Here is a 24,316-nt window from a genome sequence, read left to right as displayed (position 1 = left end):
GGAAGGCCGATCAGAACGAGTAACCCAGCGACAGCGTGTACACCACCGGACGGAAGTTGATGTCCGTGTGCAGCTCTTCCACGCCGTCCTTGGTCGTCGTGAACGAGCGCATCTTGCTGCGCACGTCCGCGTAGGCGACCGTCGCGTTCAGCGACCACTGCTTCGTGTAGGCCACGGTGAAGCCCGCGTGGGCGGCCAGGCCCCACGAGTTCTCCAGCGTGATGCGGGTCGGGCCGCCGCTGATCGCGTCGCCGGTGGGCGTGCTGCGCTTCTTCTCGAAGTAGGTGTAGTTCACGCCCGCGCCGACGAAGGGATGGAACTTCGGGATCCATTCGCCGAGGTGGTAGTTCACGAACACCGTCGGCGGCATCTGGCGCACGACCGCGATCTGGCCGGCGTTGGCGAGCACGCCGTTGCCGTAGATCTTGTGCGACGGCGGGATGCCCAGCGCGATCTCGCCGCTCCAGCGCGGCGCGAAGCGGTAGGTGTAGCCGAAGCCCGTGGTGGTCGCGTCACCGACGCGGATCTGCGCGCCCGGCGCCGGGAACTGCTTGCTGCCGCCTTCCAGGGGCGCGGCCTTGCTGTTCACGTCGATGTGGGCCAGGCCCAGGTAGACCGTGTGCGTGCCGACCGCCGGCTCTTCGGCGCGGGCGGCGCCCGCCAGTGCCATCAGCGAAGCGGCCAGGATGAGGGTGATGTTCTTCTTCATGAATGATGTCTCCGTGCTGGTCGTCGGCGATTACGGCTGAGCAGCCAGGACCGATTGGAAGAAGCCGCGCGCCAGCGCATTGCAGAACGGCGGAACCAGCGTGCCGTGATAGGCCCCCTGCACCGCTGCCGCACCGGCCGCGCCACCGCCCGCCGCGGCGGACGTGGCCGCCTTGGCTTGTGCGAAGCCGCCCGCGATCGTCGCCGCCGTCACCTGGCCGGCCCAGGCCATCGAGGCCGAGCTTTCCAGGTTGGACGCCGGGTACAGCTTGCCGCGCGTGGCGAAGTCGGCTTGCGCCTGGACGGTGTTGGTGAAGAACACGGTCGGGTCGCCCGAGCCGCCGCACAGCGCGACCGGCGCCTTCGGCGTCCAGCCCAGCAGCGTGTTGGTCTGCAGCGCCGTGCGGAAGTTCGAGGTCGGGTACGCGGTCTTGAACGCGGGGTTCAGCAGACCACCGGCGCCGAACAGGTTGGTGAACGTCGGATCGTTCGGCAGCTTGCCTTCCTGGATCAGCGTGGTGATCGACTTCTTCGACGGGAACAGCGTCTCCGCGGTCGCGGCGAACTGCGCGGCGTACACGTCGGTCGGCGCCGAGTAGATGTTGCCGTAGGCCTTCTGGTAGCTGGTCAGCATCAGCGGCAGGAACAGCGTCGCGCCGGCGTTGACCGGGCCGGTGTTGACGATCTGGTCGCTGAAGCCCACCAGGTTGTACGGGCCGGACATCGGCGCGGCGGCGGTGACGGGGAACTCGGTCGCGTAGTCGCGCTCCATCACCTTCTGCGTCGCCATCGCCACGTGGCCGCCTTGCGAGTAGCCGGCCAGCAGCAGCTTGGCCGACGGCTTCACGGCGCTCTCGGCGGCCAGGTGGGTCCGGGCGGCGCGCATCGCGTCGATCATCTCGATCGCGGACTGCTCGGCGTTCAGGTAGGTCGTGTACTGCAGGCCCGAACGGTCGTAGCCGAGGTAGTTCGGCGCCACGACGATGAAGCCCTGGGCGGCGTAGAACGCCGCGACCAGCGAGCCTTCGGCGTTGTTCTGGATGTCGGCGATGTTGTAGGCCTGGTCCGTCGTCGTGCCGTGGGCATAGAGCACCACCGGGCGGTTGCCCGTGCAGGCGGCGCCGGTGCCAGCCGGCACCAGCACGGCGGCGGAGGCGGTGGCCGGCAGGCCCTGGGGATCACGCGTCCAGTAGTAGACGTAGCGCACGTCCACGTCGCACGCGGCCTTGCCGCTGATCGCCTGCACGCCCTTCGCCGCGGTGCCCGCGTCGATCTGGGCGGCGGTCGCCGCGCCGGCCTTCAGGCCCAGTTCCAGCGTGCCGCGCGCCGGCGGCGGATCATCGCTCGAAGGATTGCTGCCGCCGCCGCAGGCGCTCAGCATGGCCACGGCGGCCAGCGTCAGGCTGGCCAGTTTGAATTGGCTGTTCATTCGGACTTCTCCAGGGGTTGTCTCCGTCGTCTGCACCGTCCCGGCGATCGCGGTCGGCACTAAATCGAACGGTCGTTCGTTTTTCTCAGGGATCACTTTAAGCGCACGCCCGACGGCGCTTACAAAAGGAAAACCCTGACAAGCCACAGCATGCCAGGGTCGTTGGGACGACGGACGCACAACCTGACCCCATCGAGGCGCGGTTGCAACACTTCCGTCATCAGACTGCGCGCGATGCGCGCGTCAGGATCGGTCTCAGAACGGGTTGTTCGTCGCCCGGTTGATGGCCTGCGAGGCCATGTTGTTGTGCATCACCGGACCGACCAGACGATCGCTGGCCCACATGTGCGTGGCCGAGGTGGCGTTGGCCACCAGCGTCTTGTCGGTGCAGACCGGCGGCAGCGAGCTCGCCAGGCAGGCGGCGTCCGTCGAGTTCGACGCGGAGTACAGCGTCGGATAGCGGCTCATCGTGCCCATCAGCTCATCGGTCAGGATGAGGCCGATGTAATGGCCGTCGTTGCGGATCTTCAGACGCATGCCGGCGTTGAAGCGGCGTGAGAGTTCCGTCAACAGCGCGGCACGATCGGTGTCGGCGTGGACCGCCTTCTCGCGGATCGCGAACGGCGACAGGCCCATGTCCTGCACGGTGGACAGGATGATGCGGCCGTCGGCGTCGACGATGCGGTTGACCTGCGCGGCCAGGGCCTCGCCGCGCGCCTGCGCCGCGTTGCCCAGCGTGCCGGCGTCCTGCGCCGGGTACTGCGCGTACAGCTCGAGCACGTCGTTGGCGCCGGCCAGGATGGTGACCAGGTCCTTCGAGTTGAAGCCGTCGAGCGCGAACTGGCGGTCGATCTGCCCGGTGATGTCGGCGACCTTGGCACCGGCGGTGGCATACATGCGCGCGGTCGGCGTGGCCAGCTTGTCCGGATTGCATTCGGCGAACACCAGGCCGAAACGCGCGGCAACCTGCTGCGTCCACACCTGGTTCAAGGTGCAGGTCACGGCCGCGGTGGTCGCGTCGGTCCCGTTGATCGAGTACTTCGTGCCGTCGCTGCGGATGGTGCTCGTCTCGTCACCGAAGGCGATGACGCGCGTGGCGCGGAAGGGGTCGATCTGCTCGCCGCCGCCGCCGCAGGCGGCCAGCATCGCGGTCGCACCCAGCAGCACGGCCAGGTGGCGCTTCACACTCTTCATGAACTCTCCAAATCTCGAAAACTCAGCGGGGCGCGAAGGCCGCCGCCGCGCGGGACAAGCGGTCCCGCACCCCATCCCAGGCGGCCTCTTGCGGAGGCGCCTCGATCCAGATCTCCGTCGCGCCCGCCGCGTCCAGCTCGCGCAGGACGGCAAACAGCTGACGCGCCGCCGCGCGCGCCTGGGCCGGCATGGCCCGGTGCAGCGCCGGCGCGCCGGTCCCGGCGAAGGACGAGCGGGAATATACCGCCAGCCCCGCCGGACGGTCGCCCGCCAGCGCGGCGCGTAACGCTTCCGAGCCCATCAGCCGGACCGTCGCCCGCGGCGCGTAATGCGCAGCGAGTGTGCCCGACGCGCGCGGCGCCTGTGCGTCGGGCGCGTGTAAAGCGAGGCCCGCGGCGGCTTCCAACTGCGCCGGGGTCAGCACGCCGGGCCGCAGCAGCACCAGGCCGCCGCGGCTGACGTCGACGATCGTCGATTCGATGCCGACCTCGCACGGACCGCCGTCCAGCACGGTCAGGCCGGGGTCGAACTCGTCGGCGACGTGCGCGGCGGTGGTCGGGCTGACGCGGCCGAAGCGGTTGGCGCTCGGCGCGGCCAGGCCCTCGACGCCGAGGGCGCGGCACTCCGCCATCAGGGCGCGGAAGACCGGATGCGACGGGCAGCGCAGGCCCACCGTGTCCTGCCCGCCGGCGGCCGCCGCGGCGATGCCGGGCACGCGGCGGACGATCAGCGTCAGCGGGCCGGGCCAGAAGGCCTCGATCAATTGGTGGGCGACCGGCGACAGGTCTTGCCCGAAGACCCGGGCGCCCTGCTCGTCGAGCACGTGCACGATCAGCGGGTGGTCGCTGGGGCGGCCCTTGGCGGCGAAGATCTTGGCGACCGCGTCGTCCTGGTCGGCCCGCGCGGCCAGGCCGTAGACGGTCTCGGTCGGCACGCCCGCGAGCTCCCCCGCGGCGAGCACGCGCGCGGTGGCCCGCACCGCGTCGGGCGATTGGCCATCGAGCACCTGGAAGCCGGACTCCGTCATCACGCCATCACCACGTCCCATCACCACGTCGTTACCCGCGTCGTTACCCGCGTCGTTCTCTGCGTCATCGCCCACGCCCTCGGCCTCACCACGCCTCGGGCAGGCCGAGGAGCGCGCAGGCGCGCCGAGCGCTCGCGCGGGCGTCCTCGGCGGTCGCGCCGATCACGTTCAGGTGGCCCATCTTGCGGCCATGGCGCGCCTGCGCCTTGCCGTACAGGTGCAGCTCGGCGCCGGGCAGTGCCAGCACGCCGGCCCAGTCGGGCGTCCGTTCCCGCCCTTGCGCGTCGAACCACAGATCGCCCAGCAGATTCAGCATCACCACCGGCGAATGCAGGCGCGGCTCGCGCAGCGGCAGGCCGGCCATCGCGCGGACCTGCATCTCGAACTGCGAGACGTCGCAGGCGTTCATCGTGTAGTGGCCCGAGTTGTGCGGGCGCGGCGCCATCTCGTTGACGACCAGGCGGCCGTCCTTCAGCACGAAGAACTCGACGCACAGCACGCCGACGTAGCCCATGCCGGTCGCGATCGCGGCGGCCGAGCGGCGCGCCTGCGTCTGCAGCGCATCGTCCACGTCGGGCGCGGGCACCTCGGTCACGGCGAGGATGCCGTCGCGGTGCAGGTTCTGCTGGACCGGGAAGGTCACGACCTCGCCGTCGGCGCCGCGCACGACCAGCACGCTCAGCTCCAGCGCGAGCGGCAGCATCTGTTCGAGCACGCAGTCCACGCGGCCGAGTTCATCGAAGGCGGCGGCGAGCTGCGCCCGGTCGGCGACGCGGCGCTGCCCCTTGCCGTCGTAACCGAGGCGGGCGGTCTTGAGGATGCCCGGCAGCAGCGTGTCCGGCACCGCGGCCAGATCCGCGGCGGTGTGCAGCACCGCGTACGGCGCGCAGGGCACGCCGCTGGCGTCGAAGTGGGCCTTCTCGCGGGCGCGGTCCTGGCAGACCGCCACGGCGGACGCGCCGGGCGCGACGACGCGCACCCGGGCCAGATGCTCCAGCGCGCGGGCGGGCACGTTCTCGAATTCGGTGGTGACCGCGTCGCAGCGGCGCGCGAGGTCGTCGAGCGCCGCCGGATCCAGGTAATCGGCCTTCAGGTGTTCCTGGGCGACGGCCCCGGCGGGGCTGGACGCATCCGGGTCCAGCACCACGCAGCGGTAGCCCAGCGCCTGGGCGGCGTGGACGAACATGCGGCCGAGCTGGCCGCCTCCCAGCACGCCCAGCGTCGCGTCACCCGGCAGCAGCGGCATCAGCGCAGCTCCTCGGTCATCGCGGCGGCGGCGGCGGTCTGGCGCCGGCGGAAGGCGTCCAGCTTCGCGCGCAGGTCCGGGTTGTCGCGGGCCAGCACGGCCACGGCGAACAGCGCCGCGTTGCCCGCGCCGGCGTTGCCGATGGCGAAGGTCGCGACCGGGATGCCCTTGGGCATCTGCACGATCGAGTGCAGCGAATCCACGCCCTGCAGGTGGCGGCTGGCGACCGGCACGCCGAGCACCGGCACGAGGGTCTTGGCGGCCAGCATGCCCGGCAGGTGGGCGGCGCCGCCGGCGCCGGCGATGATCGCCCGCAGCCCGCGGCCTTCCGCCTGCTCGGCGTAGGCGAACATCTCGTCGGGCATGCGGTGGGCCGAAACAACCCGTGCCTCGAACGGCACGCCGAACTCGGTGAGAATGTCGGCGGCGTGCTTCATGGTCTCCCAGTCACTGCTGGAGCCCATCACCACGCCGATGACGGGGGCGATGTCGGGAGTGGTGGCGCTGCTCACGGGTCGGTCCTCGATTGTCAAATCGTGAAACCTTGAATTGTAGGCGGGGAGCCTCAGGTGCCGTTCTTGCCGTTCCTGTTCCGACAGGATCGCGTCGCCGCCCGCTCCCGCCCTGCCCCACCATGACCGACATCACCCTCCAAAACTTCGAAGCCGACCTCCTGCAGGCCTCCATGCAGCAGCCGGTGCTGCTCGACATCTGGGCGCCGTGGTGCGGCCCCTGCCGCACGCTGGGGCCGATGCTGGAGAAGCTGGAGGTGGCCTACGCGGGCCGCTGGAAGCTGACCAAGCTCAACAGCGACGACCAGCCGGAGATCGCCACGCAGCTGAGCCAGGCCTTCGGCGTGCGCTCGATCCCGTTCTGCGTGATGTTCGTCGGCGGCCAGCCGGTGGACGGTTTCGTCGGCGCGATCCCCGAAGCGCAGATCCGCGAGTTCCTGGACCGTCACGTGCCGACCGGCGAGGCGCTCGAGGCCGAAGAGGACCTGGCCGAGGCGCAGGCGCTGCTCGAGGAAGGCGATGCCGACGGCGCGCTGGAGAAGCTGCAGGCCGCGGTCCTGGCCGATCCGAACAACGAGGTGGCGCGCTTCGACCTGATCCGCGCGCTGCTGGAAGACGACCAGCTCGAACACGCCAAGGCTGCCTTCGCGCCGGTGGCGCACCAGGCGGCGGACACGATCACGCCGCACGCGAGATTCAAGGCGCTTGCCGCCTGGATCGCTGCCGCCGAGCGTGCCGAGCAAGGCCTGGACCCGGCCGCGCTGCAATCGGCGATCGCCAACAACAAGCGCGACTTCGACGCGCGCTTCGCGCTCGCGCAGGGCCTCTTCGCCGGCCGCGACTTCACCGGCGCGATGGAAGAGTTGCTCGAAATCATCATGCGTGACAAGACCTGGAACGACCAGCTGGCGCGCAAGACCTATGTCGCGATCCTCGAGATCATGACCAAGCCGGTGCAGGCGGCGCACGGCGCCGCCGCGCCGCAGGCTGGCGGCCTGCAGCTGTCGGGCCACAGCACCGTGGCGCCGGCCGACCCGCTGGTCGACCAATACCGCCGCAAGCTGAGCATGGCGCTGTTCTGACCTGACCCCGAAGTCGGCTGACTTCCCAGACCCAGCGCGCTGCGCGCGCCCCTCACCCCTACCCTCTCCCGCAAGCGGGAGAGGGAGTAAGAAGAGCGCCAACCTGACTCACTCTCCCGCTTGCGGGAGAGCAACCGTGTCAAGCGCCTCTTGCTCCCTCTCCCGCTTGCGGGAGAGGGCGGGGTGAGGGCCAGCGGCGGTGGAAGCACTGAAATCCTCTCAGAACATCACCTGCGCCACCCCAGCGCGCGTCAGCCGATCCAGCTCCTGGGGATCCGCCTCGTTGTCGGTGACGAGCACGTCGATATCGGCGCAATCGCAGACCTGCATCCGGCTGCCTTGCCCGAGCTTGCTGGCATCGGCGAGCAGCACACGCTGACGCGCCCGTGCCAGCATCGCCTGCGCCACGGCCACCTCCGCCCACAGATAGCTTGACGCGCCTTGCCGCGCGTCGAGTGCCGTCGGCGAGATCAGCGCGATGTCCACGCGATGCCGCGCGATTTCCGCGACGGTGAATTCGCCGAAGGTCCCCGACGTCTCCGGCACATACGCCCCGCCGAGCATCAACAGCTCGTGCCCCTGGCGCCCTGCCATCGCGTCGCACACCGCGACCGAGTTCGTGATCACGCGCAGCTCCTGCGCCTGGGCGAGCGCCTGCGCCAGCGCATGCGTCGTCGATCCCGCATCGATGAACAGGCTCATCCCCGGCTTCACCAGCGAAAGCGCCTGCCGCGCGATCGCCTGCTTCTGCCGCCGACGCGACTGCGCGCGCTCTGCGTAGCTGGCCTCGGCCGGCACCTCCGACTGCACCGCGCCGCCGTGCACACGGGCGAGCTTGCCGCCCTGCTCCAGCTCGATCAGGTCGCGACGCACCGTCTCCCGCGACACGCCCAGCTCGCGCGCCGCTTCGTCCGTCGTGAGGCGGTGCCGCTCCCGCAACAGCAAGAGGATTTTGTCGTGTCGTTCCTGGGACCACATGGATCGCTTGTTCTCCCTGCCGGAGCCTTGGCCGCCGCATCCCTGTCGATGGGTTCAGCCGTCACCGGACTTCGCATTCACCCAAACCCACGCAGCGCCTTCATGACAGTTTGAGGATTTATTTGTGATGTTGTGGATATCCAGCAGTCATCGCGCGACCGGCTGTGGTTTTCCGTGTTTGTCGTTGTCTTGTCGTGGACGGTTGTGACAGTGCGGGTCGTTCGTTGGTCAAACCGACCGCATTGACGACCTCTCCTCCGACACCTCAACGCACCGAGTCCCCACCATGAAGCACCCGATGCCCACCGCGCTGGTCCTGGCCCTGAGCCTGGCCTATGTCTTCCCCGCCGCCGCCCAATCGACCGACGCCGCGAAGTCCGCCGACACGACGGCCGCCGCGTCGTCCGAACGCTCCGAGCTGGAGCGCGTCACCGTCTCCGTCGGCCGCGGCCAGCTGCGCTCCGTGCAGAGCCTGAGCCAGACCGAGTTCGACAACGCCCTGGCCGGCAGCAGCCCGCTGGCGACCGTCGCCCGCCTGCCCGGCGTGAACTTCCAGTCCGCCGACGGCCTGGGCAACTACGAGTGGTCGACCCGCTTCACCGTGCGCGGCTTCTCGCAGAACCAGATCGGCTTCACGCTCGACGACGTGCCGCTGGGCGACATGTCCTACGGCAACTTCAACGGCCTGCACATCAGCCGCGCGATCTCGAGCGAGAACGTCGGACGCGCCTCGCTGTCGCAGGGCGCCGGCGCGCTGGAAACGGCCTCGTCCAGCAACCTGGGCGGCACGCTGCAGTTCTATTCGAGCGACCCGCTGGACAAGTTCGGCTTCCGCGCCTCGCAGACGATCGGCAGCGATTCCGCCGCCCGCACCTTCCTGCGCGTGGACAGCGGCCGCACGGTGGTCGGCGACTTCTATGTCAGCTACACCAACCAGGACGCCGACAAGTGGAAGGGTGACGGCAAGCAGAAGCAGGAGCAGTGGAACCTGAAGTGGACCAAGGCGATCGGCGACAGCCGCCTGTCCGCCTTCATCAACACTTCGCGCCGCAAGGAAGTGGACTACCAGGATCTGTCGCTGGACCTGATCAAGCGCAAGGGCGACACGCTGGACAATTTCTACCCGAACTTCGCCGCCGCGGTGAACGCCTCCAACACGCTGTGCGGCAACAACGGCAGCACCTACGTGGCCGCCTGCGACGACCAGTATTACGCCGGCGCCGGCCTGCGCAACGATGAGCTCTACGGCGCCACCGCCGACCTGCGCCTGGCGCAGAACATCACCTGGAAGACGACGGCCTACTACCACCACAACAAGGGCATGGGCCTGTGGTTCACGCCGTACCAGGCCTCGCCGGACGGCACGCCGATCTCGGTGCGCACGACCGAGTACGGCATCAAGCGGGGCGGCGTGGTCTCCAACGCCGAGTTCGACCTGGGCGACCACCTGATCAAGGCCGGCGTCTGGTTCGAGGACAACGACTTCGACCAGGCCCGCCGCTTCTACGCCGCCACGGCGAACACCAGCGTCTACCAGTTCCCGAGCAACCCGTTCCTGACGCAGTGGCAGTACGCGTTCAACACGAAGACCTCGCAGTTCTCGTTGTCCGACACCTGGTCGGTGGCCAAGGACCTGACCGTCGGCGCCGGTTTCAAGGCGCTGAAGGTCAAGATCGACGGCCAGCTGGAAGCGGGCACCGGCATGCCGTCGGGCTCGATCACCGCGGAGAAGGGCTTCCTGCCGCAGCTGGGCATCAACTACCGCCTGTCGGCCAACAACGAGCTCTACGGCACGCTGGCCCGCAACATGCGCGCCTACCAGGGCGCGGCGACCGGCACCTCGCCGTTCGCGACGACCACCGCCGGCTTCAACGCCATCAAGGGCAGCCTGAAGCCCGAGACCTCCGACACCGTCGAAGCCGGCTGGCGGACCAGCGGCCGCGGCTATGAAGGCTCGGTCAGCGCCTACCTGGTCAACTTCAAGGACCGCCTGCTGAGCGTGCAGCAAGGCTCCGGCATCCAGGGCAACCCGGTCGTGCTGTCCAACGTCGGCGACGTGCGCGCCACCGGCGTGGAAGCGGCCCTGTCCTTCCGCCTGGCCTCGGCGCTCACCTGGTACAACAGCGTGAGCCTGTCCAAGTCGACCTACCGCGACGACGTCGTCAGCGGCACCACGACGATCGCGATCCGCGGCAAGCGTGTGGCCGACGCGCCGGACACGATGATCAAGTCGCAGCTGGGCTACGACGACGGCGCGCTGTTCGGCAACATCGGCGTGGATTACATGTCCAAGCGCTACTACTCGTACACCAACGACGCCTCGGTCCCGGACCGCACGCTGGTGAACCTGAGCGCCGGCTACAAGCTGAAGAACGTGTCGATGCTGCGCGAGCTGAGCCTGCAAGGCAGCGTGACCAACGTGTTCGACAAGCACTACATCTCGACGATCGGCTCGAACGGCTTCACGAACAGCGACCCGACGGGCACCTACGCGACGCTGCTGCCGGGTGCGCCCCGTCAGTTCTTCGTGACGCTGACCGGGAAGTTCTGAGGCCATGGCCGGGGATGTCGATGACGTGAAAGGCGCTCCCGATGCGGGCGCCCGGCTGACACGCCGTCAGCTGCTGGCGGGCTCGCTGGCGGCGCCTCTCGCGGTGCCGCTGGCAGGCTGCGCCACGACGGAATCGGCGGACCCGGCGACTCCGGTCGCCGACCCGACCGCGAAGGTCGATGCGGAGGCGCCCCGGCGATTCCGCGTCGCCTTCGGGTCCTGCGCGAAGCAGTCCAAGCCGCAGCCGATCTGGCGCGCGATCGGGGCGGCGAAGCCGGACCTGTTCGTCTTCCTCGGCGACAACCTGTACGCCGACGCCCGCGACGAAGCCACGCTGCGACAGCGTTACGCCGAGTTCATGGCGGTGGAGCCGCTGCAGGCATTCCGGCGCTCGACGCGCCACGTCGCGATCTGGGACGACCACGACTTCGGCGACGACGACGAGGGCGCGGACTATCCGCTCAAGCAGCTCTCGCAGCAGCTGTTCTGCGATGCGTGGAACGAGCCCGCGGATTCGCCGCGCCGTCGCGCGGACGGCATCTACCAGAGCTACGTCTTCGAAGCGCTCGGCCGGCGCATCCAGGTGATCCTGCCGGACCTGCGCTTCAACCGCACGATGCTGACGGCGGACCCGTCGCTGAAGTCGAGCTACGCGGCGATGGTGCTGCGCGCCAAGCTCAGCGGACAGCCGATGACCGGCTGGTACGTCCCGGACGCGCGGCCCGAGGCGACGCTGCTCGGCGAGGCGCAGTGGACGTGGCTCGAAGCCCAGCTGCGCGTGCCGGCGGACGTGCGGCTGATCGGCTCCAGCGTGCAGTTCGCGGCCGATGGCAGCGGCTGGGAAGGCTGGGCCAATTTTCCGCGGGAGCGCGCCCGGCTGGTCGAGCTGATCCGCACGACGCGCGCCGAAGGCGTCGTCTTCCTCAGCGGCGACATGCATTACGCGGAGCTCTCCAGCATCGATGTCAACGGCGGCTACCCGCTGTGGGACGCGACCTCGAGCGGCCTGACCGAGGTCTGGGACATCCCGACGCCCAATCGCAACCGGCGCTCGGCGGTGATGGCGGAACTCAACTTCGGCGTGCTCGACATCGAGCCTGTCCCCGAAGGGGAGGATGATCTTCGCCTGCGCTTCGCGCTGTGCGACGTGAATGGAAAGGCCAAGGTGACGAAGACCCTGACGTTGTCGGGCCTGCGCTTCCCGGCCAAGGAGAAGACCGCATGACCCTGTCCCGACGCAGCCTGCTGCGGACCCTGCCCGCTTCGCTGCCTGCCCTCGTGCCCGCCCTGTGTGGGCCTTTTGCGTCTGACGCCTTCGCCCAAGGCGGCCAGCCGGCCTCGATCGCGCTGGACGCGCTGATGACCGCCGCCCGCAAGGAGGGCCGCGTGAACAGCCTGGGCATGCCCGACGACTGGGCCAACTGGCGCGCGACCTGGGCCGACCTGCAGCGGCTTTTCGGCCTGGCGCATGTCGACACCGACATGAGCAGCGCCGAGGAGATCGCCAAGATCGAGGCCGAGAAATCCAACGCGAGCGCGGACATCGGCGACGTGGGTTTCGAGTTCGGCGCGATCGCGAAGGCGCGCGGCATCACGCAGCCCTACAAGCCGACGACCTGGGCGCAGGTGCCGGACTGGGCCAAGGATGCCGACGGCCATTGGGCGCTCGCCTACACCGGCACGATCGCGTTCGCGGTCAACCGCAAGCAGCTGAAGGACGTGCCGCGGAGCTGGCAGGCGCTGTTCGCGTCCAAGGCGCGCGTGATGATCGGCGAGGTCGGCCGCGCGGCGCAGTCCAACGCGGCGGTGCTGGCGGCGGCGGTCGCGCTGGGCGGCGACGAGACCAAGCTGCAACCGGCGCTGGCCGCCTTCGCGCAGATCGCGAAGGACAAGCGGCTGATCGGCACCAACGCGACGCCCGCGCTGATGGAGCGGGCCGAGGCCGACGTCTTCCTGCTGTGGGACTTCAACGCCCTGTCCTACCGCGCGAAGCTGCCCAACGCGGCGGACTACGAGGTGCTGATCCCGTCGGACGGCTCGATCACCAGCGGCTACACGACGATCCTCAACCGCTGGGCGCCGCATCCGAACGCGGCGATGCTGGCGCGCGAGTACATCTTCAGCGATGCCGGCCAGATGAACCTCGCGCGCGGTCACGCCCGGCCGATCCGCATCGCGCAGCTGCCGCTGCCGCCGGACCTGAAGGCGCTGCTGGTGCCCGAGGCGCAGTACGCGAAGGCGCGCGCGCTGAAGCCCGCCGTGTGGACCGAAGAGGTCAAGAAGCTGCCGCGCGCGTGGCAGCGCGAGGTGCTGGGAGCGGCGCGATGACCACGAGCACCGGCCCTCTTCCTCCCCCTTTCCCCGGCGCCTCGGCGAGCGCCGGAGCGCCTGCGCCCACGGCTGCGGCCGCAACGATCTCCACTGCCCCGCCAGCCTCGCTGCCGACCTCCTCGTCCTCGATCGACGCCGCGGCGGAAGCAGCCGCCGCGATCGCCCAGGCGGCGGATCCGGCGCGCAAGCTGGTCGTGCTGCTGGCCGACGGTCTGCGCGCCGACACCGCGCGCGACTACATGGGCTACCTGCAGGCGCTCAACGAGGCGGGCCGCGCGCAATGGCGCTCGCTGCGTTGCGAGCTGCCGAGCCTGTCGCGCCCGCTGTACGCGACGGTGATCAACGGCGAGCCGCCGTTGACGCACGGGATCCTCGGCAACGGTCAGGCGGGGCAGCAGCTCGCGCATCATCTGTTCCAGCGACTGGACGCGCAGGGCGTGCCGGCGGCGGTCGCCGCGTATCACTGGTTCTACGAGCTGCTGGCGGGCGAGGTCTTCGATCCGCTGCGCCATCGCGACGCGGTGCCGACCGGTTGCGGCATCCAGGCGGCGCGCTGGTACTGGGAGGACGACTATCCCGACAGCCACCTGCTCGCCGACGCCGAAGCACTGCGCCGCGCACACCTGCCGGTGCAAGGCCCGTCGCTGCTGTTCATCCATCCGATGGGGCCGGACCTCGCGGGTCATGTGCACGGCGGTGAATCGACGCAGTACGCGATGAGCGCGCGCAAGCTCGACATGCTGCTCGCGCAGCTGCTGCCGCGCTGGCACGCCGACGGCTTCGACCTGCTGCTGACCAGCGACCACGGCATGAACGCCGATCGCATGCACGGCGGCCCGCTGCCAGTCGAGCGCGAGGTTCCGCTGGTCTGGGTGCCGCACGACGGCGCGGTGGGCTTGGAACTGCCCGAGCGTCAGACCGGCATCGCAGACTGGATCCTCGCGCGGCTGGGCATCAAGGACGCCATGGGCGGCGCGCTCGCATGAGCCTGAACGCGCGGACCGCCACGCGCCTCGCCGGGCCGCTGCTCCTGCTGACGGCGGCCGCCCTGCTGCTGCCCTTCGGCTGGCGCGCCATCGCGCTGCTGGTCGACTGCATCGGCCAGGGCAACGGCTGCGCCGTCGGCGAGCTGACCGCCGACGGCTACTACCTCGAAGCCGCCTGGAACACGCTGTGGCTGGGCATGCTGTCGGCGCTGATCGGCCTGGCCATCGGTCTCGGCGCGGCGATCGCGTTGTTGCGCGTGCCGCAGTTGGAATCCTCCGTGACCTTGCTCGCGAGCCTCGGCGCCAACTTCTCCGGCGTGCCGCTCGCGGTGGCGCTGCTGCTGCTCTTCGGCGCGCAAGGCGTCGTGACGGCGACGATGCAGGCCGCCGGGCTCGGGCCATGGGTGGACCTGCAGGGGTTGGACGGGCTGCTACTCGCCTATGTCTGCTTCCAGGCACCGCTCGCAACGCTGCTGCTCATCGCGCCGGTCAAGATGCTGGACGGCTCGCTGCAGGACGCCGCAGCCACGCTCGGCGCGGGGCCGGTGCTGTACTGGCGGCGCGTAGGTCTGCCCCTGATGCTGCCGAGTCTGGTGGAGGTTTTCGGCCTTCTCTTCGCCAACGCGGCGGCGGCCTTCGCCACGCCGTTCGCGCTGAGCGGCACGGCGGCGCATGTGCTCGCGGTGCGCATCGCCTCGCTGGTGAGCGGCGACATCTTTGCGCAGCCCGAACTGTCGGCGCTGCTGGCGCTGGTGCTGTTCGCAATGCTCGCGGTGGTGATCGGCCTGACGCGCTGGACGGCAGCGCGACTGCGGAGGGGCCGCGCATGAGCGCCACCTCGACCTCCACCACGAACCGTCCCGTGATCTCGGCGCTCGCGCTGTCGGCGTTGCTGATCGTGGTGCTCGTGCCGATGGCGGCCTTGCTGGTCTACGGCCTCACCGGGCGATGGGACCGCCACTGGTGGCCGGAAGATCCGACGCTGCGCTGGATCGTCGAAGCCGTCGCCGATCCGCGCGTGCAAGGCGCGGTAGTGCGCACGACGCTGCTCGCCTTGGCGAGCGCGACGCTGGCGCTGGTCTGCGGCGCGCTGGCGACGATTCCCGCGGCCCTCGCAGTGCAGCTCGACGACGGCCCGGCCGCACGTCGACTGCAGCGCAGCTTGGACCTCGTGGCGCTGTTGCCCTTCGCGATCGCGCCGGTGGTGATCGCGATCAGCGCGCTGGAGCTCTTCGTCGGCCGCTGGGGCGGCTGGCTGCCGCTCCCGCTCGTCTACGTCGCGGTGGTTGCGCCGACGCTCTTCCCGCTGATCCACAAGACGCTGCAATCGGCGCTCGCGCAGTTGAACGCGGCCTCGCTGATCGAGGCGGGCCGCACGCTGGGCGCGAGCGACGGCCACACGGTGCGGCGCGTGCTGCTGCCGATGCTGGCGCCGGCGCTGCTCGCGGCGTTCCTGCTCGCGTGGGTCACGGCGGCGATGGAATTCGCGATCGCGAACCTGCTGCTCGGCGGACAGCTGGAGCTGCTGCAACCGCTGATGAACAGTCTGCGCAACGCCAACGGCCACCAGGCGGCGGCCTTGATGGTGCTGGCCTTCGCCGGCGTCGGCGCGGTCGTCGCGGCGGTGGCCGCGCTCACCCGCCGCTGGACTTCAGCCGCGTCGCGTCGATGAGCGCTCGCCTCGCCACGACCTTGCGTTCCCGCCTCACTTCAACGACCTCCGTGCGATGACCTCGACCGCTCCTTCGACTTCCCACGATACCGACGTGCCGGCGCAACTCGCGGTCCGCGGTGCCGAGCTCGCGCTGGGCGGGCGACCGGTGCTGCGCGGCATCGACCTGACGCTGGCGCGCGGCGAGGTCGTCGCGCTGCTCGGCGCCTCGGGCTGCGGCAAGACGACGCTGCTGCGCTCGATCGCGGGGCTGCAGCGGCTGGACCGCGGGTCCATCGCGATGGCGGGACAGTACGTGGAGTCGTTGCGACCGCAGGCGCGCGACATCGGCATGGTGTTCCAGCACTACGCGCTGTTCCCGAATCTCTCGGTGCGCGAGAACATCCGCTTCGGCCCGCTGGCTCGCGGCGAGGAAGTGGCCCTCGCCGACGCGCGGGCGGACGAGCTGCTCGATCTCATTGACCTGCGCGCGCTGGCGGACAGGCTGCCGCAGGCGCTGTCGGGCGGACAGCGTCAACGCGTGGCGCTCGCACGGGCGCTGGCGACGCGGCCGATGCTGCTGTTGATGGACGAGCCGTTTTCCGCGCTCGACGAGCACTTCCGGCTGCCGCTGCGGCGGCAGTTCCGGCAACTGCAGCGAGAGCTCGGCCAGAGCTGCGTGATCGTCACGCACGATCGCGAAGAAGCATTCGAGATCGCCGACCGCGTGGCGGTCATGTTCGACGGCGTCATCGCGCAATGCGCTTCGCCGCGCGAGCTACGGCGCGCGCCGGCGAACCGGCGGGTGGCGGATTTCCTCGGGATCTTCAACCGGCTCGACGCCCGGACCTTGGACGGCGCGTGGCGACGCGACGGGGGCCACTGGATCGCGCCCGTGGAGGCGCTGGCGATCGAGGAGGGCCAGGGTGCCGGCGACGCTTCGCGGGAAGCGCTGCGATTCACGGCCACGCTGCGGGCGAGTTATCCCGGGCAGCAGCGCGTGGCGTGTGAGCTGGAGGGGCCGGAAGGTCAGACGCTGACGCTGTGGCGCAGTCATGAGGAGGCCGAGCTCGCTCCCGGCAGCGTGGTGCAAGTGGCGATCGCCGAACCTGCGTTGCGGTGGATCGAGGAATAGCCGCCGGTGCGGCATGGCGACGATTCCGGGTTGCGCCTCATGGCGGAGGGCAGGAGCGGTTGAGGCCGGTCAGTCGATCTTCGGGCGATACGCCACCGGCAACGCCTCCCGATACGGATAGAACTTGAAGTACGGTCGCGCCTCTTCAAGCGTTCGTACAACAGAGGGGCGTTGCATCAACCGCTCGAAGTACGCCGCGAGCCGTTGCTGCGAGGGCGCGAACGGCACCAGCGTCGCCGCATAGAACAGCGACGGCGCCGCCGCGCAGTCCGCCATGCTGAAGTGCTCGCCCGCGGCCCACGCGCGATCGGCGAGGCGCTCATCCAGCATCCCGTACGCCATCGCCAGCGTGTCGCGCGCCTTGTTCACCGCGATCGGATCGCGGTCCGCTTCCGCGCGCAACCGGTCCCCGACGATCGCCTGCATCGGCAGCATCACGTAGAGATCGAGCAGCCGATCCATCAACCTCACCTCCAGCGCCGCGTCCTCATCGGTCGGCACCAGTTGCTGATCCGGCCGCCCGTATCGCTTGGCGAGGTACTCGATGATCACGCTGGTCTCCGGCACCACGCGATCGCCATCGACCAGCAGCGGCATCTTCCCCGTCGGCCAGCGCGCGAGGAACTCCGCCCGCTGCGCCGGATCGCCGAGGTCCAGGAACCGCCGCTCGACGTCGATGTCCAACTCGTTCAGCGCGATCAGCGCCTTGTGGCAGAACGATGAGAGCGGATGGAAGTGCAGGCTCAGCGCCATGTCATTCACCTTGATGAGGTAGCCGTGAGAGACAGGTTAACTCGCGACCGCGTTGCGAAGTTAGGGGCAGAGCTTTCGATCCCCATCGCCTAAGTTTCCTGGCCCCGCCCCGGGGCGGCCTGGAGGCAACAACATGAAGAAGACACTCGTGAAGGCGCTGCTCGCGCTCAGCGCCTGCACCGCCGCGTTGACCGCGCCGACCACCGCAACGGCCGGCGACTGGCCCCTCGCGATGGGCGACTACTGGGAAGTCACCGGCGTGCACCTCAAGGACGGCGCCGCGTTGACCTACGCGGAGTTCCTCGCCAAGGAGTGGAAGGCCGACCAGGAGTTCGCCAAGTCCAAGGGCTGGATCAAGGGCTACCTGCTGCTGAGCAACGCCTACCCGCGCAAGGGCGAGCCCGACCTCTACCTGATCCTGATGACCGACCGCATCGCCACCGGACCCGAAGGCGAGAAGCGCAATGACGAGTACCTCGCCTGGCGCAAGAAGACCGACGCGCAGCTGCAGAAGGAGTCGGGCAACCGCTTCGAGTTCCGCGAGATCGGCAGCTCGATGCTGCTGCAGGAAATGAAATTCAAGTAGTCCGTCGGAGATCGCCGCACGCCGGATCGGCGCGCGGCATCTCGGCGCTTGACGTTCCTCCTCGCCTCAACTACATTAATTCCATCGCATGCGATTGAAGCGCATCCGATAGACAGTCCAACTTCCCTCAGCCTCTCCTGACTTCTAGGAATCCATCATGACCAAGATCGACAAAGTCCTCCTGACCGGCAAGACCCACACGCAAGTGGCGGGCGGCGGCTCCAAGGCCAGCCGTCACGACTACAAGGTGAACATGACCTTGACCGCCCCCGGCGCACCGACGCACCAGTTCGACGCCATCGTGCCCCATCCGACCGCGGAACAACTCTTCGCCGGCGCCTGGTCGGCCTGCTACACCGGCGCGATCGGCCTGGCCGCCGGCGCCCGCAAGCTGACCCTGCCCGACGACATGGCCGTCGACATCGAGGTGGACCTCGGCATGACCGGCAACGCCTACTTCCTGCAGGCCCGCCTGAACGTGCGGCTGCCCGGCCTCGATCAGGAAGTCGCCGAGGCGCTGGCCCGCGAAGCGGACCAGACCTGCCCCTACTCCAAGGCGGTGCACGGCAACATCGACGTGGCGTTGACGGTGACCACGGCCTGAGTCGACTTCGCTGCCCATATATATCGCATGCGATCAATACGCATGCGTTATTCATGGGCATCGAAGGCACGATAAAGTCGCATGCGATGGACGCGCCGCGTCCACGCATCCGACCACGAGGGATTTCGATGTCCGCAGCCAAGAAGCCGCCTGTCGAGGCGTTCCCGCTCGCCGAGTACCTGTGCTTCGCCGTGTACTCGGCCAACCTGGCCTTCGGCCGGGCGTACAAGCCGATGCTGGATCAGCTCGGACTCACCTACACGCAGTACATCGCCGTGGTGGCCCTCGCCGAGGAGGACGACCAGACCGTCGGCAGTCTCGGGGCCAAGCTGTTCCTCGAGTCCAACACCCTGACGCCGATGCTCAAGAAGCTCGAGGCGATGGGTTACGTCGAGCGGCAGCGCGACTCGGCGGACGAGCGCATCGTCCGCGTGCGCCTGACCCGCAGCGGCCGCAAGCTGCGCGACAAGGCGGTGGAATTGAATTCCCCGCTGCTGGCCGCCACCGGTCTGTCGCCCGACGAGTTCGCCCGTGTGCAGAAGAGCATCGCGGCATTGCGCGACAGCCTGATCGCCTCCACCGGAGAGGCCGAGGCCTGATTCCAGGCCGCCCACATTCTGTTTCCATCGCCTACCGCCCTCGTGGTGGCCGCCTCCCCCTTCACGGGAACGGTCTTTGCCTCCTGCCCGGTTCCCGTCCGTGCAACATCGCAAGAACGACGAACAAAAGGAGGACCGATGGAAGCCGCCTCTCTGAAACTGGGCCTCGTCGGCAACTGCGCCGTCAGCGCATTGATCGACGACCGCGCCCGCGTCGTCTGGTGCTGCGCCCCGCGCTTCGACGGCGATCCCGTCTTCCACGCGCTCATCGACTCTCCGGACGGCATCGGTCCTGACGGCACCTTCCAGATCGAGCTGGAAGATTTTTCCCGCAGCGAGCAGTCCTACGATCACGGCACCGCCGTGCTGCGCACCCGCCTCTACGACACGCACGGCAACGGCATCGAGATCACCGATTTCATGCCGCGCTTCTTCCTCAACGACCGGCCCTACCGGCCCATGATGCTGGTGCGGCGCATGCGCCCGATCCAGGGCCATCCGCGCATCCGCGTCATCCTGCGGCCCGTCATCCAGTGGGGTTCCGCCCATCCGGCCCGCACCCGCGGCAGCAATCACCTGCGCTTCGTCGGCCCGGAAGGCACCATCCGCCTGACCACCAACGCGCCGCTCACCTACGTGCAGGAGGAGACGCCCTTCGCGCTGGACATGCCGATGAGCTTCATCTTCGGCCCCGACGAGACGCTCGATCGCGCGGTCGAGGACACCGCCCGGCTGCTCGAGGAAAAGACCATCAGCTACTGGCGCGACTGGACGCGCCGCCTGGCCATCCCGCTCGAATGGCAGGAGGCCGTGATCCGCGCCGCGATCACGCTGAAGATGTGCCTCTTCGAGGAGACCGGCGCCATCGTCGCCGCGATGACCACCAGCGTGCCCGAGGCCCCGCACACGCAGCGGAACTGGGACTACCGCTATTGCTGGCTGCGCGACGCGTTCTTCGTCGTGCGCGCGCTCAACAGCCTGTCCGAGACCGGCACGATGGAGGACTACCTGCGCTGGATGCGCAACATCATCGGCCAGTCCAAGGACGGTCACGTGCAGCCGCTCTACGGCATCGGGCTGGAGGCCAAGCTGACCGAGTACATGGTCCCGCACCTGCGCGGCTACCGCGGCATGGGCCCGGTGCGCGCCGGCAACCAGGCCTACGAGCATTTCCAGCACGACGTCTACGGCAACATCGTGCTGGGCTCGGCGCAGTCCTTCTTCGACCACCGCCTGCACCAGCGCGCCGGCATCGACGAGTTCGCGCTGCTGGAGCGCGCCGGGGAGCAGGCCTTCGCCATCCACGACAAGCCCGACGCCAGCATGTGGGAGCTGCGCACGCGGGCCCGCGTCCACACCTCGTCGGTGCTGATGAACTGGGCCGCCTGCGACCGCCTGGCCAAGATCGCCAACGTGCTCGACCTGCCGGAGCGCGCCGCGCTCTGGACGGAACGCGCCGCGCTGATCAAGCAGAAGATCCTCGACAACGCCTGGAGCGAACAGCGCCAGGCCTTCGTCGAGAGCTTCGGCGGCAAGGACCTCGACGCCAGCGTGCTGCTGATGACCGAGGTCGGCTTCATCGATCCGATGGATCCGCGCTTCATCAAGACCGTCGATGCCTTGGAGGCCTCGCTCTGCGACGGCCCCTACATGCGCCGCTACGAGGCGCCGGACGACTTCGGCAAGCCCGAGACCTCGTTCAACATCTGCGCGTTCTGGCGCATCGACGCGCTCGCGCGCATCGGACGCGTCGAGCAGGCGCGGGAGCTGTTCGAGGCGCTGCTCGCCTCGCGCAACCACCTCGGCCTGCTGTCCGAGGACACCCACCCGGTCACCGGCGAGCTCTGGGGCAACTTCCCGCAGACCTACTCGATGGTGGGCATCATCAACGGGGCGGTGCGGCTGTCACGACCGTGGGAATCCAAGATCTGACGCGCCACGCCACACCGGCGTGAGCGCCGCGGACCGGTCGCGGCGCGGCCGCGCGGTCCGCCCCGTCGCGGCTCAGGCCTGCACCATCCCGCCGTCGACGAACAGCTCAATGCCGGTGACGAAGGACGAGGCGTCCGAGGCCAGGTAGACCGCCGCCTTCGCGATGTCCTCCGGCTGGCCGATGCGGCCGATCGGCAGCTGGGAGGTCAGGTAGTCCAGCAGGCCCTGCTGGTTGGCCGGATCGGGGCCGGCCAGCTCCACCAGACCCGGCGTGTGGATCGGGCCCGGGGACAGCGTGTTGATGCGGATGGCACGGCCCTTCAGGTCCAGGATCCAGCTGCGCGCCAGGTTGCGCACCGCCGCCTTCGTCGCGCTGTAGATGCTGAAGTTGGCCGTGCCCATCGAGCTCGTCGTCGATCCGGCCAGGATCACCGACGCGCCGTGGCTCGCCTTGTCCAGCAGCGGCAGCGCCTTCTGCACGGTGAAGATCACGCCCTTGACGTTGCGCTCGAAGGTCTCGTCGACGTGCTGCTCGGTCAGCTCGCCCAGCGGGGCCATCGTGCCGCCGCCGGCATTGGCGTAGAGCACGTCCAGGCGGCCATGGCGCTCGCCGACCTCGGCGTACAGCCGGTCGAGATCGGACAGCTTCGTCGAGTCCGCCTGCACGCCGATCGCGTTCGTGCCGATCGCCGCCACCGCGGCGTCGAGCTCCGGCTTGCGACGACCGGTGATGTAGACGACCGCGCCTTCCGACGCGAAGGCCTTTGCCGCCGCCAGGCCGATGCCGGTGGTGCCGCCGGTCACGACCGCGACCTTGCCTTCAAGTTGCTTGCTCATGTTTCGCTCCATTCAGGAAGTGGTGAAGAGGTGAGCGAAGCTTAAGAATTCGTCCTCGTCGAATAAAGTCGTCGATCACTACTTCTTTTTTCCAGATCCTGAATAATCGAGCCATTCAAGCGTCGACGTCTGTGCGCATCGACGCGCCAACACAAACGAAAGAGCCTTTCGATGGACCAGTTGCTTGCCTTGCGCGTCTTCGTGCGCATCGCTGAATCGGGCGCGTTCTCGAAAGCGGCGGACGCGATGAACATCCCGCGTCCGACCGTGACGAAGCTGGTGCAGGACCTGGAGCGCCACCTCGGCACGCGGCTGCTGCAGCGCACGACGCGGCGCGTCAGCGTGACGCCCGAAGGCGCGGCGTACTACGAGCGCGCCCGGCGCCTGATCGACGACCTGGCGGAGATGGATGAGCTGGCCGCCCGATCACGCGCGCAGGCGCGGGGCCGGCTGCGCGTGGACATCGGCTCGGTGCTGGCGAACATGATCCTGATCCCCGCCCTGCCCGACTTCCGCGCGCGCCATCCGGAACTGCACGTGGACCTGGGCGTCAGCGACCGGCCCGTCGACCTCATCGGCGAAGGCGTCGACTGCGTGATCCGCGGCGGCGAGCTGGCGGACAACACGCTGGTGGCGCGCCGCATCGCCGACCTCGACTGGGTCACCTGCGCGAGCCCGGTCTACCTGAAGGCGCGCGGTGTCCCCAAGCATCCATCCGAGTTGATCGCGCGGACCCATGGACCCGAAGATCGCGCCCGCGTGCCCGGACATGCGATCGCGGGCTACTTCTCGTCGCTGACCGGCCGGGCGTTTCCGCTGGAGTTCCACCGCGGCGACGAACACCTGTTGATCGCCGGCGAGGCGGTGATGGCCGTCAACGAGAGCACCGCGCATCTCAGCACGCTGCTGTCGGGTGCGGGGCTGGGACAGACCTTCCGCTTCGCGGCGGCGCCGCATCTGGAGACCGGCGCGCTGCGCACGGTCCTCGACGACTGGACCCGGCCGCGCCATCCGCTGCATGTGGTCTACCCGGCGTCGCGGCACCTGAGCGCGAAGCTGCGGCTGTTCGTCGACTGGGTCGCGGAGGTGTTCGCGCCTTTCGACGACCGGCGCTGAATCAGACTTCCGGCGCGGCGACCCCGTGGCTCAGCGCGTCGGCGTGCCGCCGGACGGCGTGGCCGTCGCCGGCGCTGGGGCCGGTTTCGCGCGCAGCGCCCACAGCACCGACGCGATCGACAGCCCGACGATGACGACGTTGCTCATCGCGAAGAGCACCGGCGCGAGCGTCGTGAAGATCGAATCGTCGCCGCGCTCGGCGAAGCGCATCGTGCCGGTGGAGATCGCCGTCGCGCCGAAGGTGAAGGCCCAGTACGACAGCGTGAACGGCTGCCGGATCCACGGCATCAGCCGCAGCACCATCAGGGCCTGCACGATCGCGTAGCCCAGCAGCATGCGGGCGAACACGTCCGGCGGACCGACGGTGACCGCGGCGTAGGCCAGCAGCGAGACGGCCGGCGGCGCCATCTGGATGCCGACCGTCGGCCGCAGCGCCAGGGGCATCGGCTCGACGGTCAGCAGGCGGGCCAGGATGATGGACTCCTGGACGATCCAGGCCAGCACGCCGGCGCCGAAGAACAGCTGGCCCCAGGTCGGCCAGCCGAGCGCCGACATCCCGATCGCGGACACCAGGTTGGCGCCGACCGTCGGCAGGTAGAGCACCGGCGTCGTGGCCTTGTCGTCGCGCCCCCCGCGCCATTGCCCGCCGTGGCGCCACAGCCCGAAGAGCAGCGACGCCACCGCGCCCGCGAGGATCAGCACCGTCCCCACGCCGTGCGCATGCGGCAGCACGCCGATGCCAGCGAGCATCGTCGCCACCGGCACCAGGGCGATGAAGCAGCACTGGATCGGATGCGCGGCCTCGGCCTTCGCCGCCTCGCGGACCGCGATCCACTTGATCGCGAATCGGATCAGCAGCACCGCCCACACCGCCACGGCGATCGCCATCACGGACTCGCCGATCCAGGCGGGGAAGCCCCACAGGCGCGCCGCCACGCGCCAGCCGTTGCCCAGGCCCGTCAGGCCCAGCACCATGCTGAAGTAGGAGGCGGGGACCGCCCATCGGGAAAGGTTCATCGGGGTGCTCCTGCGCGCGCGACGACCGGGGGAGCCGTCGGA

At 69.3% G+C, this 24,316-nt stretch carries 23 protein-coding genes; 13 read left to right on the top strand and 10 right to left on the bottom strand.

Features of this window, described 5'->3' with window-relative positions; genetic code table 11:
• Nucleotides 1-10 precede the first annotated feature (10 nt).
• The 6 genes from AC07PR_RS28020 to purE all read right to left on the bottom strand — a co-directional run bounded on the left by AC07PR_RS28020 (nucleotide 11) and on the right by purE (nucleotide 6,068).
• Nucleotides 11-709 carry an OmpW/AlkL family protein gene (locus AC07PR_RS28020; RefSeq protein WP_377157994.1) on the bottom strand — a complete coding sequence of 233 codons (699 nt, stop codon included), beginning with the start codon at nucleotides 707-709 and terminating at the stop codon, nucleotides 11-13.
• A 30-nt stretch (nucleotides 710-739) separates the two neighbouring features.
• Nucleotides 740-2,137, bottom strand: a complete 1,398-nt coding sequence (locus AC07PR_RS28015; RefSeq protein WP_495137201.1) for an alpha/beta hydrolase family protein — start codon at nucleotides 2,135-2,137, stop codon at nucleotides 740-742.
• Between the two features lie 255 nt (nucleotides 2,138-2,392).
• A complete protein-coding gene (locus AC07PR_RS28010; RefSeq protein WP_483108698.1) occupies nucleotides 2,393-3,331 on the bottom strand; it encodes an SGNH/GDSL hydrolase family protein in 939 nt (312 codons plus the stop codon).
• Between the two features lie 22 nt (nucleotides 3,332-3,353).
• Nucleotides 3,354-4,358: an L-threonylcarbamoyladenylate synthase gene (locus AC07PR_RS28005; RefSeq protein ID WP_377161600.1), complete on the bottom strand. Its 1,005-nt coding sequence runs from the start codon at nucleotides 4,356-4,358 to the stop codon at nucleotides 3,354-3,356.
• A gap of 85 nt (nucleotides 4,359-4,443) precedes the next feature.
• Nucleotides 4,444-5,604, bottom strand: a complete 1,161-nt coding sequence (locus AC07PR_RS28000) for a 5-(carboxyamino)imidazole ribonucleotide synthase (RefSeq protein ID WP_377158000.1) — start codon at nucleotides 5,602-5,604, stop codon at nucleotides 4,444-4,446.
• Nucleotides 5,604-6,068, bottom strand: coding sequence for a 5-(carboxyamino)imidazole ribonucleotide mutase (gene purE, locus AC07PR_RS27995; protein WP_495137337.1), 465 nt, complete (start codon nucleotides 6,066-6,068; stop codon nucleotides 5,604-5,606). The genes AC07PR_RS28000 and purE overlap by 1 nt, the downstream gene beginning before the upstream one ends.
• A 170-nt stretch (nucleotides 6,069-6,238) precedes the next feature.
• On the opposite strand from purE, the gene AC07PR_RS27990 reads away from it, so the two are divergent.
• On the top strand, nucleotides 6,239-7,198 hold the full coding sequence (locus AC07PR_RS27990; protein WP_377158002.1) for a tetratricopeptide repeat protein: 960 nt from the start codon (nucleotides 6,239-6,241) through the stop codon (nucleotides 7,196-7,198).
• A gap of 219 nt (nucleotides 7,199-7,417) precedes the next feature.
• Here AC07PR_RS27990 and AC07PR_RS27985 read toward each other — a convergent pair whose 3' ends face one another.
• On the bottom strand, nucleotides 7,418-8,176 hold the full coding sequence (locus tag AC07PR_RS27985; RefSeq protein ID WP_495137200.1) for a DeoR/GlpR family DNA-binding transcription regulator: 759 nt from the start codon (nucleotides 8,174-8,176) through the stop codon (nucleotides 7,418-7,420).
• Nucleotides 8,177-8,462: 286 nt separating this feature from the next.
• Here AC07PR_RS27985 and AC07PR_RS27980 point away from each other — a divergent pair, with 286 nt between their 5' ends.
• From AC07PR_RS27980 to AC07PR_RS27950, 7 genes are read left to right on the top strand one after another with little or no spacing between them, the layout of a single operon-like run.
• The gene (locus tag AC07PR_RS27980; RefSeq protein ID WP_495137199.1) at nucleotides 8,463-10,727 is read left to right on the top strand and encodes a TonB-dependent receptor; all 2,265 of its coding nucleotides are present in this window, start codon (nucleotides 8,463-8,465) and stop codon (nucleotides 10,725-10,727) included.
• Nucleotides 10,728-10,752: 25 nt separating this feature from the next.
• A complete protein-coding gene (locus AC07PR_RS27975) occupies nucleotides 10,753-11,952 on the top strand; it encodes an alkaline phosphatase D family protein (protein ID WP_495137198.1) in 1,200 nt (399 codons plus the stop codon).
• On the top strand, nucleotides 11,949-13,055 hold the full coding sequence (locus AC07PR_RS27970) for an ABC transporter substrate-binding protein (RefSeq protein ID WP_495137197.1): 1,107 nt from the start codon (nucleotides 11,949-11,951) through the stop codon (nucleotides 13,053-13,055). The genes AC07PR_RS27975 and AC07PR_RS27970 overlap by 4 nt, the downstream gene beginning before the upstream one ends.
• Nucleotides 13,052-14,044: an alkaline phosphatase family protein gene (locus tag AC07PR_RS27965; protein WP_495137196.1), complete on the top strand. Its 993-nt coding sequence runs from the start codon at nucleotides 13,052-13,054 to the stop codon at nucleotides 14,042-14,044. Before AC07PR_RS27970 ends, AC07PR_RS27965 begins: the two co-directional genes overlap by 4 nt.
• Nucleotides 14,041-14,874: a hypothetical protein gene (locus tag AC07PR_RS27960; RefSeq protein WP_495137195.1), complete on the top strand. Its 834-nt coding sequence runs from the start codon at nucleotides 14,041-14,043 to the stop codon at nucleotides 14,872-14,874. The genes AC07PR_RS27965 and AC07PR_RS27960 overlap by 4 nt, the downstream gene beginning before the upstream one ends.
• Nucleotides 14,871-15,716, top strand: coding sequence for an ABC transporter permease subunit (locus tag AC07PR_RS27955; protein WP_495137194.1), 846 nt, complete (start codon nucleotides 14,871-14,873; stop codon nucleotides 15,714-15,716). The genes AC07PR_RS27960 and AC07PR_RS27955 overlap by 4 nt, the downstream gene beginning before the upstream one ends.
• Nucleotides 15,717-15,771: 55 nt before the next feature.
• Nucleotides 15,772-16,830, top strand: coding sequence for an ABC transporter ATP-binding protein (locus tag AC07PR_RS27950; protein ID WP_495137193.1), 1,059 nt, complete (start codon nucleotides 15,772-15,774; stop codon nucleotides 16,828-16,830).
• 69 nt (nucleotides 16,831-16,899) lie between these two features.
• On the opposite strand, the gene AC07PR_RS27945 is transcribed toward AC07PR_RS27950, so the two are convergent.
• A complete protein-coding gene (locus AC07PR_RS27945) occupies nucleotides 16,900-17,583 on the bottom strand; it encodes a glutathione S-transferase family protein (RefSeq protein WP_495137192.1) in 684 nt (227 codons plus the stop codon).
• Nucleotides 17,584-17,716: 133 nt separating this feature from the next.
• Here AC07PR_RS27945 and AC07PR_RS27940 point away from each other — a divergent pair, with 133 nt between their 5' ends.
• From AC07PR_RS27940 to AC07PR_RS27925, 4 genes are all read left to right on the top strand, one after another.
• Complete coding sequence (locus AC07PR_RS27940; RefSeq protein WP_377158016.1) at nucleotides 17,717-18,169, top strand: hypothetical protein; 453 nt, start codon at nucleotides 17,717-17,719, stop codon at nucleotides 18,167-18,169.
• Nucleotides 18,170-18,326: 157 nt separating this feature from the next.
• The gene (locus AC07PR_RS27935) at nucleotides 18,327-18,773 is read left to right on the top strand and encodes an Ohr family peroxiredoxin (protein WP_495137191.1); all 447 of its coding nucleotides are present in this window, start codon (nucleotides 18,327-18,329) and stop codon (nucleotides 18,771-18,773) included.
• 128 nt (nucleotides 18,774-18,901) lie between these two features.
• Nucleotides 18,902-19,372 (top strand): MarR family winged helix-turn-helix transcriptional regulator, encoded by a 471-nt coding sequence (locus tag AC07PR_RS27930; RefSeq protein ID WP_377158018.1) that lies wholly within the window; start codon nucleotides 18,902-18,904, stop codon nucleotides 19,370-19,372.
• 138 nt (nucleotides 19,373-19,510) lie between these two features.
• Nucleotides 19,511-21,304, top strand: a complete 1,794-nt coding sequence (locus tag AC07PR_RS27925; RefSeq protein ID WP_431101452.1) for a glycoside hydrolase family 15 protein — start codon at nucleotides 19,511-19,513, stop codon at nucleotides 21,302-21,304.
• Nucleotides 21,305-21,376: 72 nt separating this feature from the next.
• Here the strand turns inward: AC07PR_RS27925 and AC07PR_RS27920 are convergent, their stop codons facing one another.
• Nucleotides 21,377-22,141, bottom strand: coding sequence for an SDR family NAD(P)-dependent oxidoreductase (locus tag AC07PR_RS27920; RefSeq protein WP_483108683.1), 765 nt, complete (start codon nucleotides 22,139-22,141; stop codon nucleotides 21,377-21,379).
• A 171-nt stretch (nucleotides 22,142-22,312) separates the two neighbouring features.
• On the opposite strand from AC07PR_RS27920, the gene AC07PR_RS27915 reads away from it, so the two are divergent.
• Nucleotides 22,313-23,257: a LysR family transcriptional regulator gene (locus tag AC07PR_RS27915; RefSeq protein ID WP_495137190.1), complete on the top strand. Its 945-nt coding sequence runs from the start codon at nucleotides 22,313-22,315 to the stop codon at nucleotides 23,255-23,257.
• A gap of 30 nt (nucleotides 23,258-23,287) precedes the next feature.
• On the opposite strand, the gene tehA is transcribed toward AC07PR_RS27915, so the two are convergent.
• Nucleotides 23,288-24,274 carry a dicarboxylate transporter/tellurite-resistance protein TehA gene (tehA, locus tag AC07PR_RS27910; RefSeq protein ID WP_495137189.1) on the bottom strand — a complete coding sequence of 329 codons (987 nt, stop codon included), beginning with the start codon at nucleotides 24,272-24,274 and terminating at the stop codon, nucleotides 23,288-23,290.
• Nucleotides 24,275-24,316: the final 42 nt, after the last annotated feature.

Source organism: Roseateles sp. GW821-FHT09H11 (assembly GCF_059415845.1).
This window is presented reverse-complemented; position numbering and strand designations above follow the sequence as displayed.

What these genes read in the sequence shown, in the direction of transcription:
- AC07PR_RS28020 (WP_377157994.1), bottom strand. Translation starts at nt 709, where the DNA reads ATGAAGAAGAACATCACCCTCATCCTGGCCGCTTCGCTGATGGCACTG.
- AC07PR_RS28015 (WP_495137201.1), bottom strand. Translation starts at nt 2,137, where the DNA reads ATGAACAGCCAATTCAAACTGGCCAGCCTGACGCTGGCCGCCGTGGCC.
- AC07PR_RS28010 (WP_483108698.1), bottom strand. Translation starts at nt 3,331, where the DNA reads ATGAAGAGTGTGAAGCGCCACCTGGCCGTGCTGCTGGGTGCGACCGCG.
- AC07PR_RS28005 (WP_377161600.1), bottom strand. Translation starts at nt 4,358, where the DNA reads ATGACGGAGTCCGGCTTCCAGGTGCTCGATGGCCAATCGCCCGACGCG.
- AC07PR_RS28000 (WP_377158000.1), bottom strand. Translation starts at nt 5,604, where the DNA reads ATGCCGCTGCTGCCGGGTGACGCGACGCTGGGCGTGCTGGGAGGCGGC.
- purE (WP_495137337.1), bottom strand. Translation starts at nt 6,068, where the DNA reads ATGGGCTCCAGCAGTGACTGGGAGACCATGAAGCACGCCGCCGACATT.
- AC07PR_RS27990 (WP_377158002.1), top strand. Translation starts at nt 6,239, where the DNA reads ATGACCGACATCACCCTCCAAAACTTCGAAGCCGACCTCCTGCAGGCC.
- AC07PR_RS27985 (WP_495137200.1), bottom strand. Translation starts at nt 8,176, where the DNA reads ATGTGGTCCCAGGAACGACACGACAAAATCCTCTTGCTGTTGCGGGAG.
- AC07PR_RS27980 (WP_495137199.1), top strand. Translation starts at nt 8,463, where the DNA reads ATGAAGCACCCGATGCCCACCGCGCTGGTCCTGGCCCTGAGCCTGGCC.
- AC07PR_RS27970 (WP_495137197.1), top strand. Translation starts at nt 11,949, where the DNA reads ATGACCCTGTCCCGACGCAGCCTGCTGCGGACCCTGCCCGCTTCGCTG.
- AC07PR_RS27965 (WP_495137196.1), top strand. Translation starts at nt 13,052, where the DNA reads ATGACCACGAGCACCGGCCCTCTTCCTCCCCCTTTCCCCGGCGCCTCG.
- AC07PR_RS27960 (WP_495137195.1), top strand. Translation starts at nt 14,041, where the DNA reads ATGAGCCTGAACGCGCGGACCGCCACGCGCCTCGCCGGGCCGCTGCTC.
- AC07PR_RS27955 (WP_495137194.1), top strand. Translation starts at nt 14,871, where the DNA reads ATGAGCGCCACCTCGACCTCCACCACGAACCGTCCCGTGATCTCGGCG.
- AC07PR_RS27950 (WP_495137193.1), top strand. Translation starts at nt 15,772, where the DNA reads ATGACCTCGACCGCTCCTTCGACTTCCCACGATACCGACGTGCCGGCG.
- AC07PR_RS27945 (WP_495137192.1), bottom strand. Translation starts at nt 17,583, where the DNA reads ATGGCGCTGAGCCTGCACTTCCATCCGCTCTCATCGTTCTGCCACAAG.
- AC07PR_RS27940 (WP_377158016.1), top strand. Translation starts at nt 17,717, where the DNA reads ATGAAGAAGACACTCGTGAAGGCGCTGCTCGCGCTCAGCGCCTGCACC.
- AC07PR_RS27935 (WP_495137191.1), top strand. Translation starts at nt 18,327, where the DNA reads ATGACCAAGATCGACAAAGTCCTCCTGACCGGCAAGACCCACACGCAA.
- AC07PR_RS27930 (WP_377158018.1), top strand. Translation starts at nt 18,902, where the DNA reads ATGTCCGCAGCCAAGAAGCCGCCTGTCGAGGCGTTCCCGCTCGCCGAG.
- AC07PR_RS27925 (WP_431101452.1), top strand. Translation starts at nt 19,511, where the DNA reads ATGGAAGCCGCCTCTCTGAAACTGGGCCTCGTCGGCAACTGCGCCGTC.
- AC07PR_RS27920 (WP_483108683.1), bottom strand. Translation starts at nt 22,141, where the DNA reads ATGAGCAAGCAACTTGAAGGCAAGGTCGCGGTCGTGACCGGCGGCACC.
- AC07PR_RS27915 (WP_495137190.1), top strand. Translation starts at nt 22,313, where the DNA reads ATGGACCAGTTGCTTGCCTTGCGCGTCTTCGTGCGCATCGCTGAATCG.
- tehA (WP_495137189.1), bottom strand. Translation starts at nt 24,274, where the DNA reads ATGAACCTTTCCCGATGGGCGGTCCCCGCCTCCTACTTCAGCATGGTG.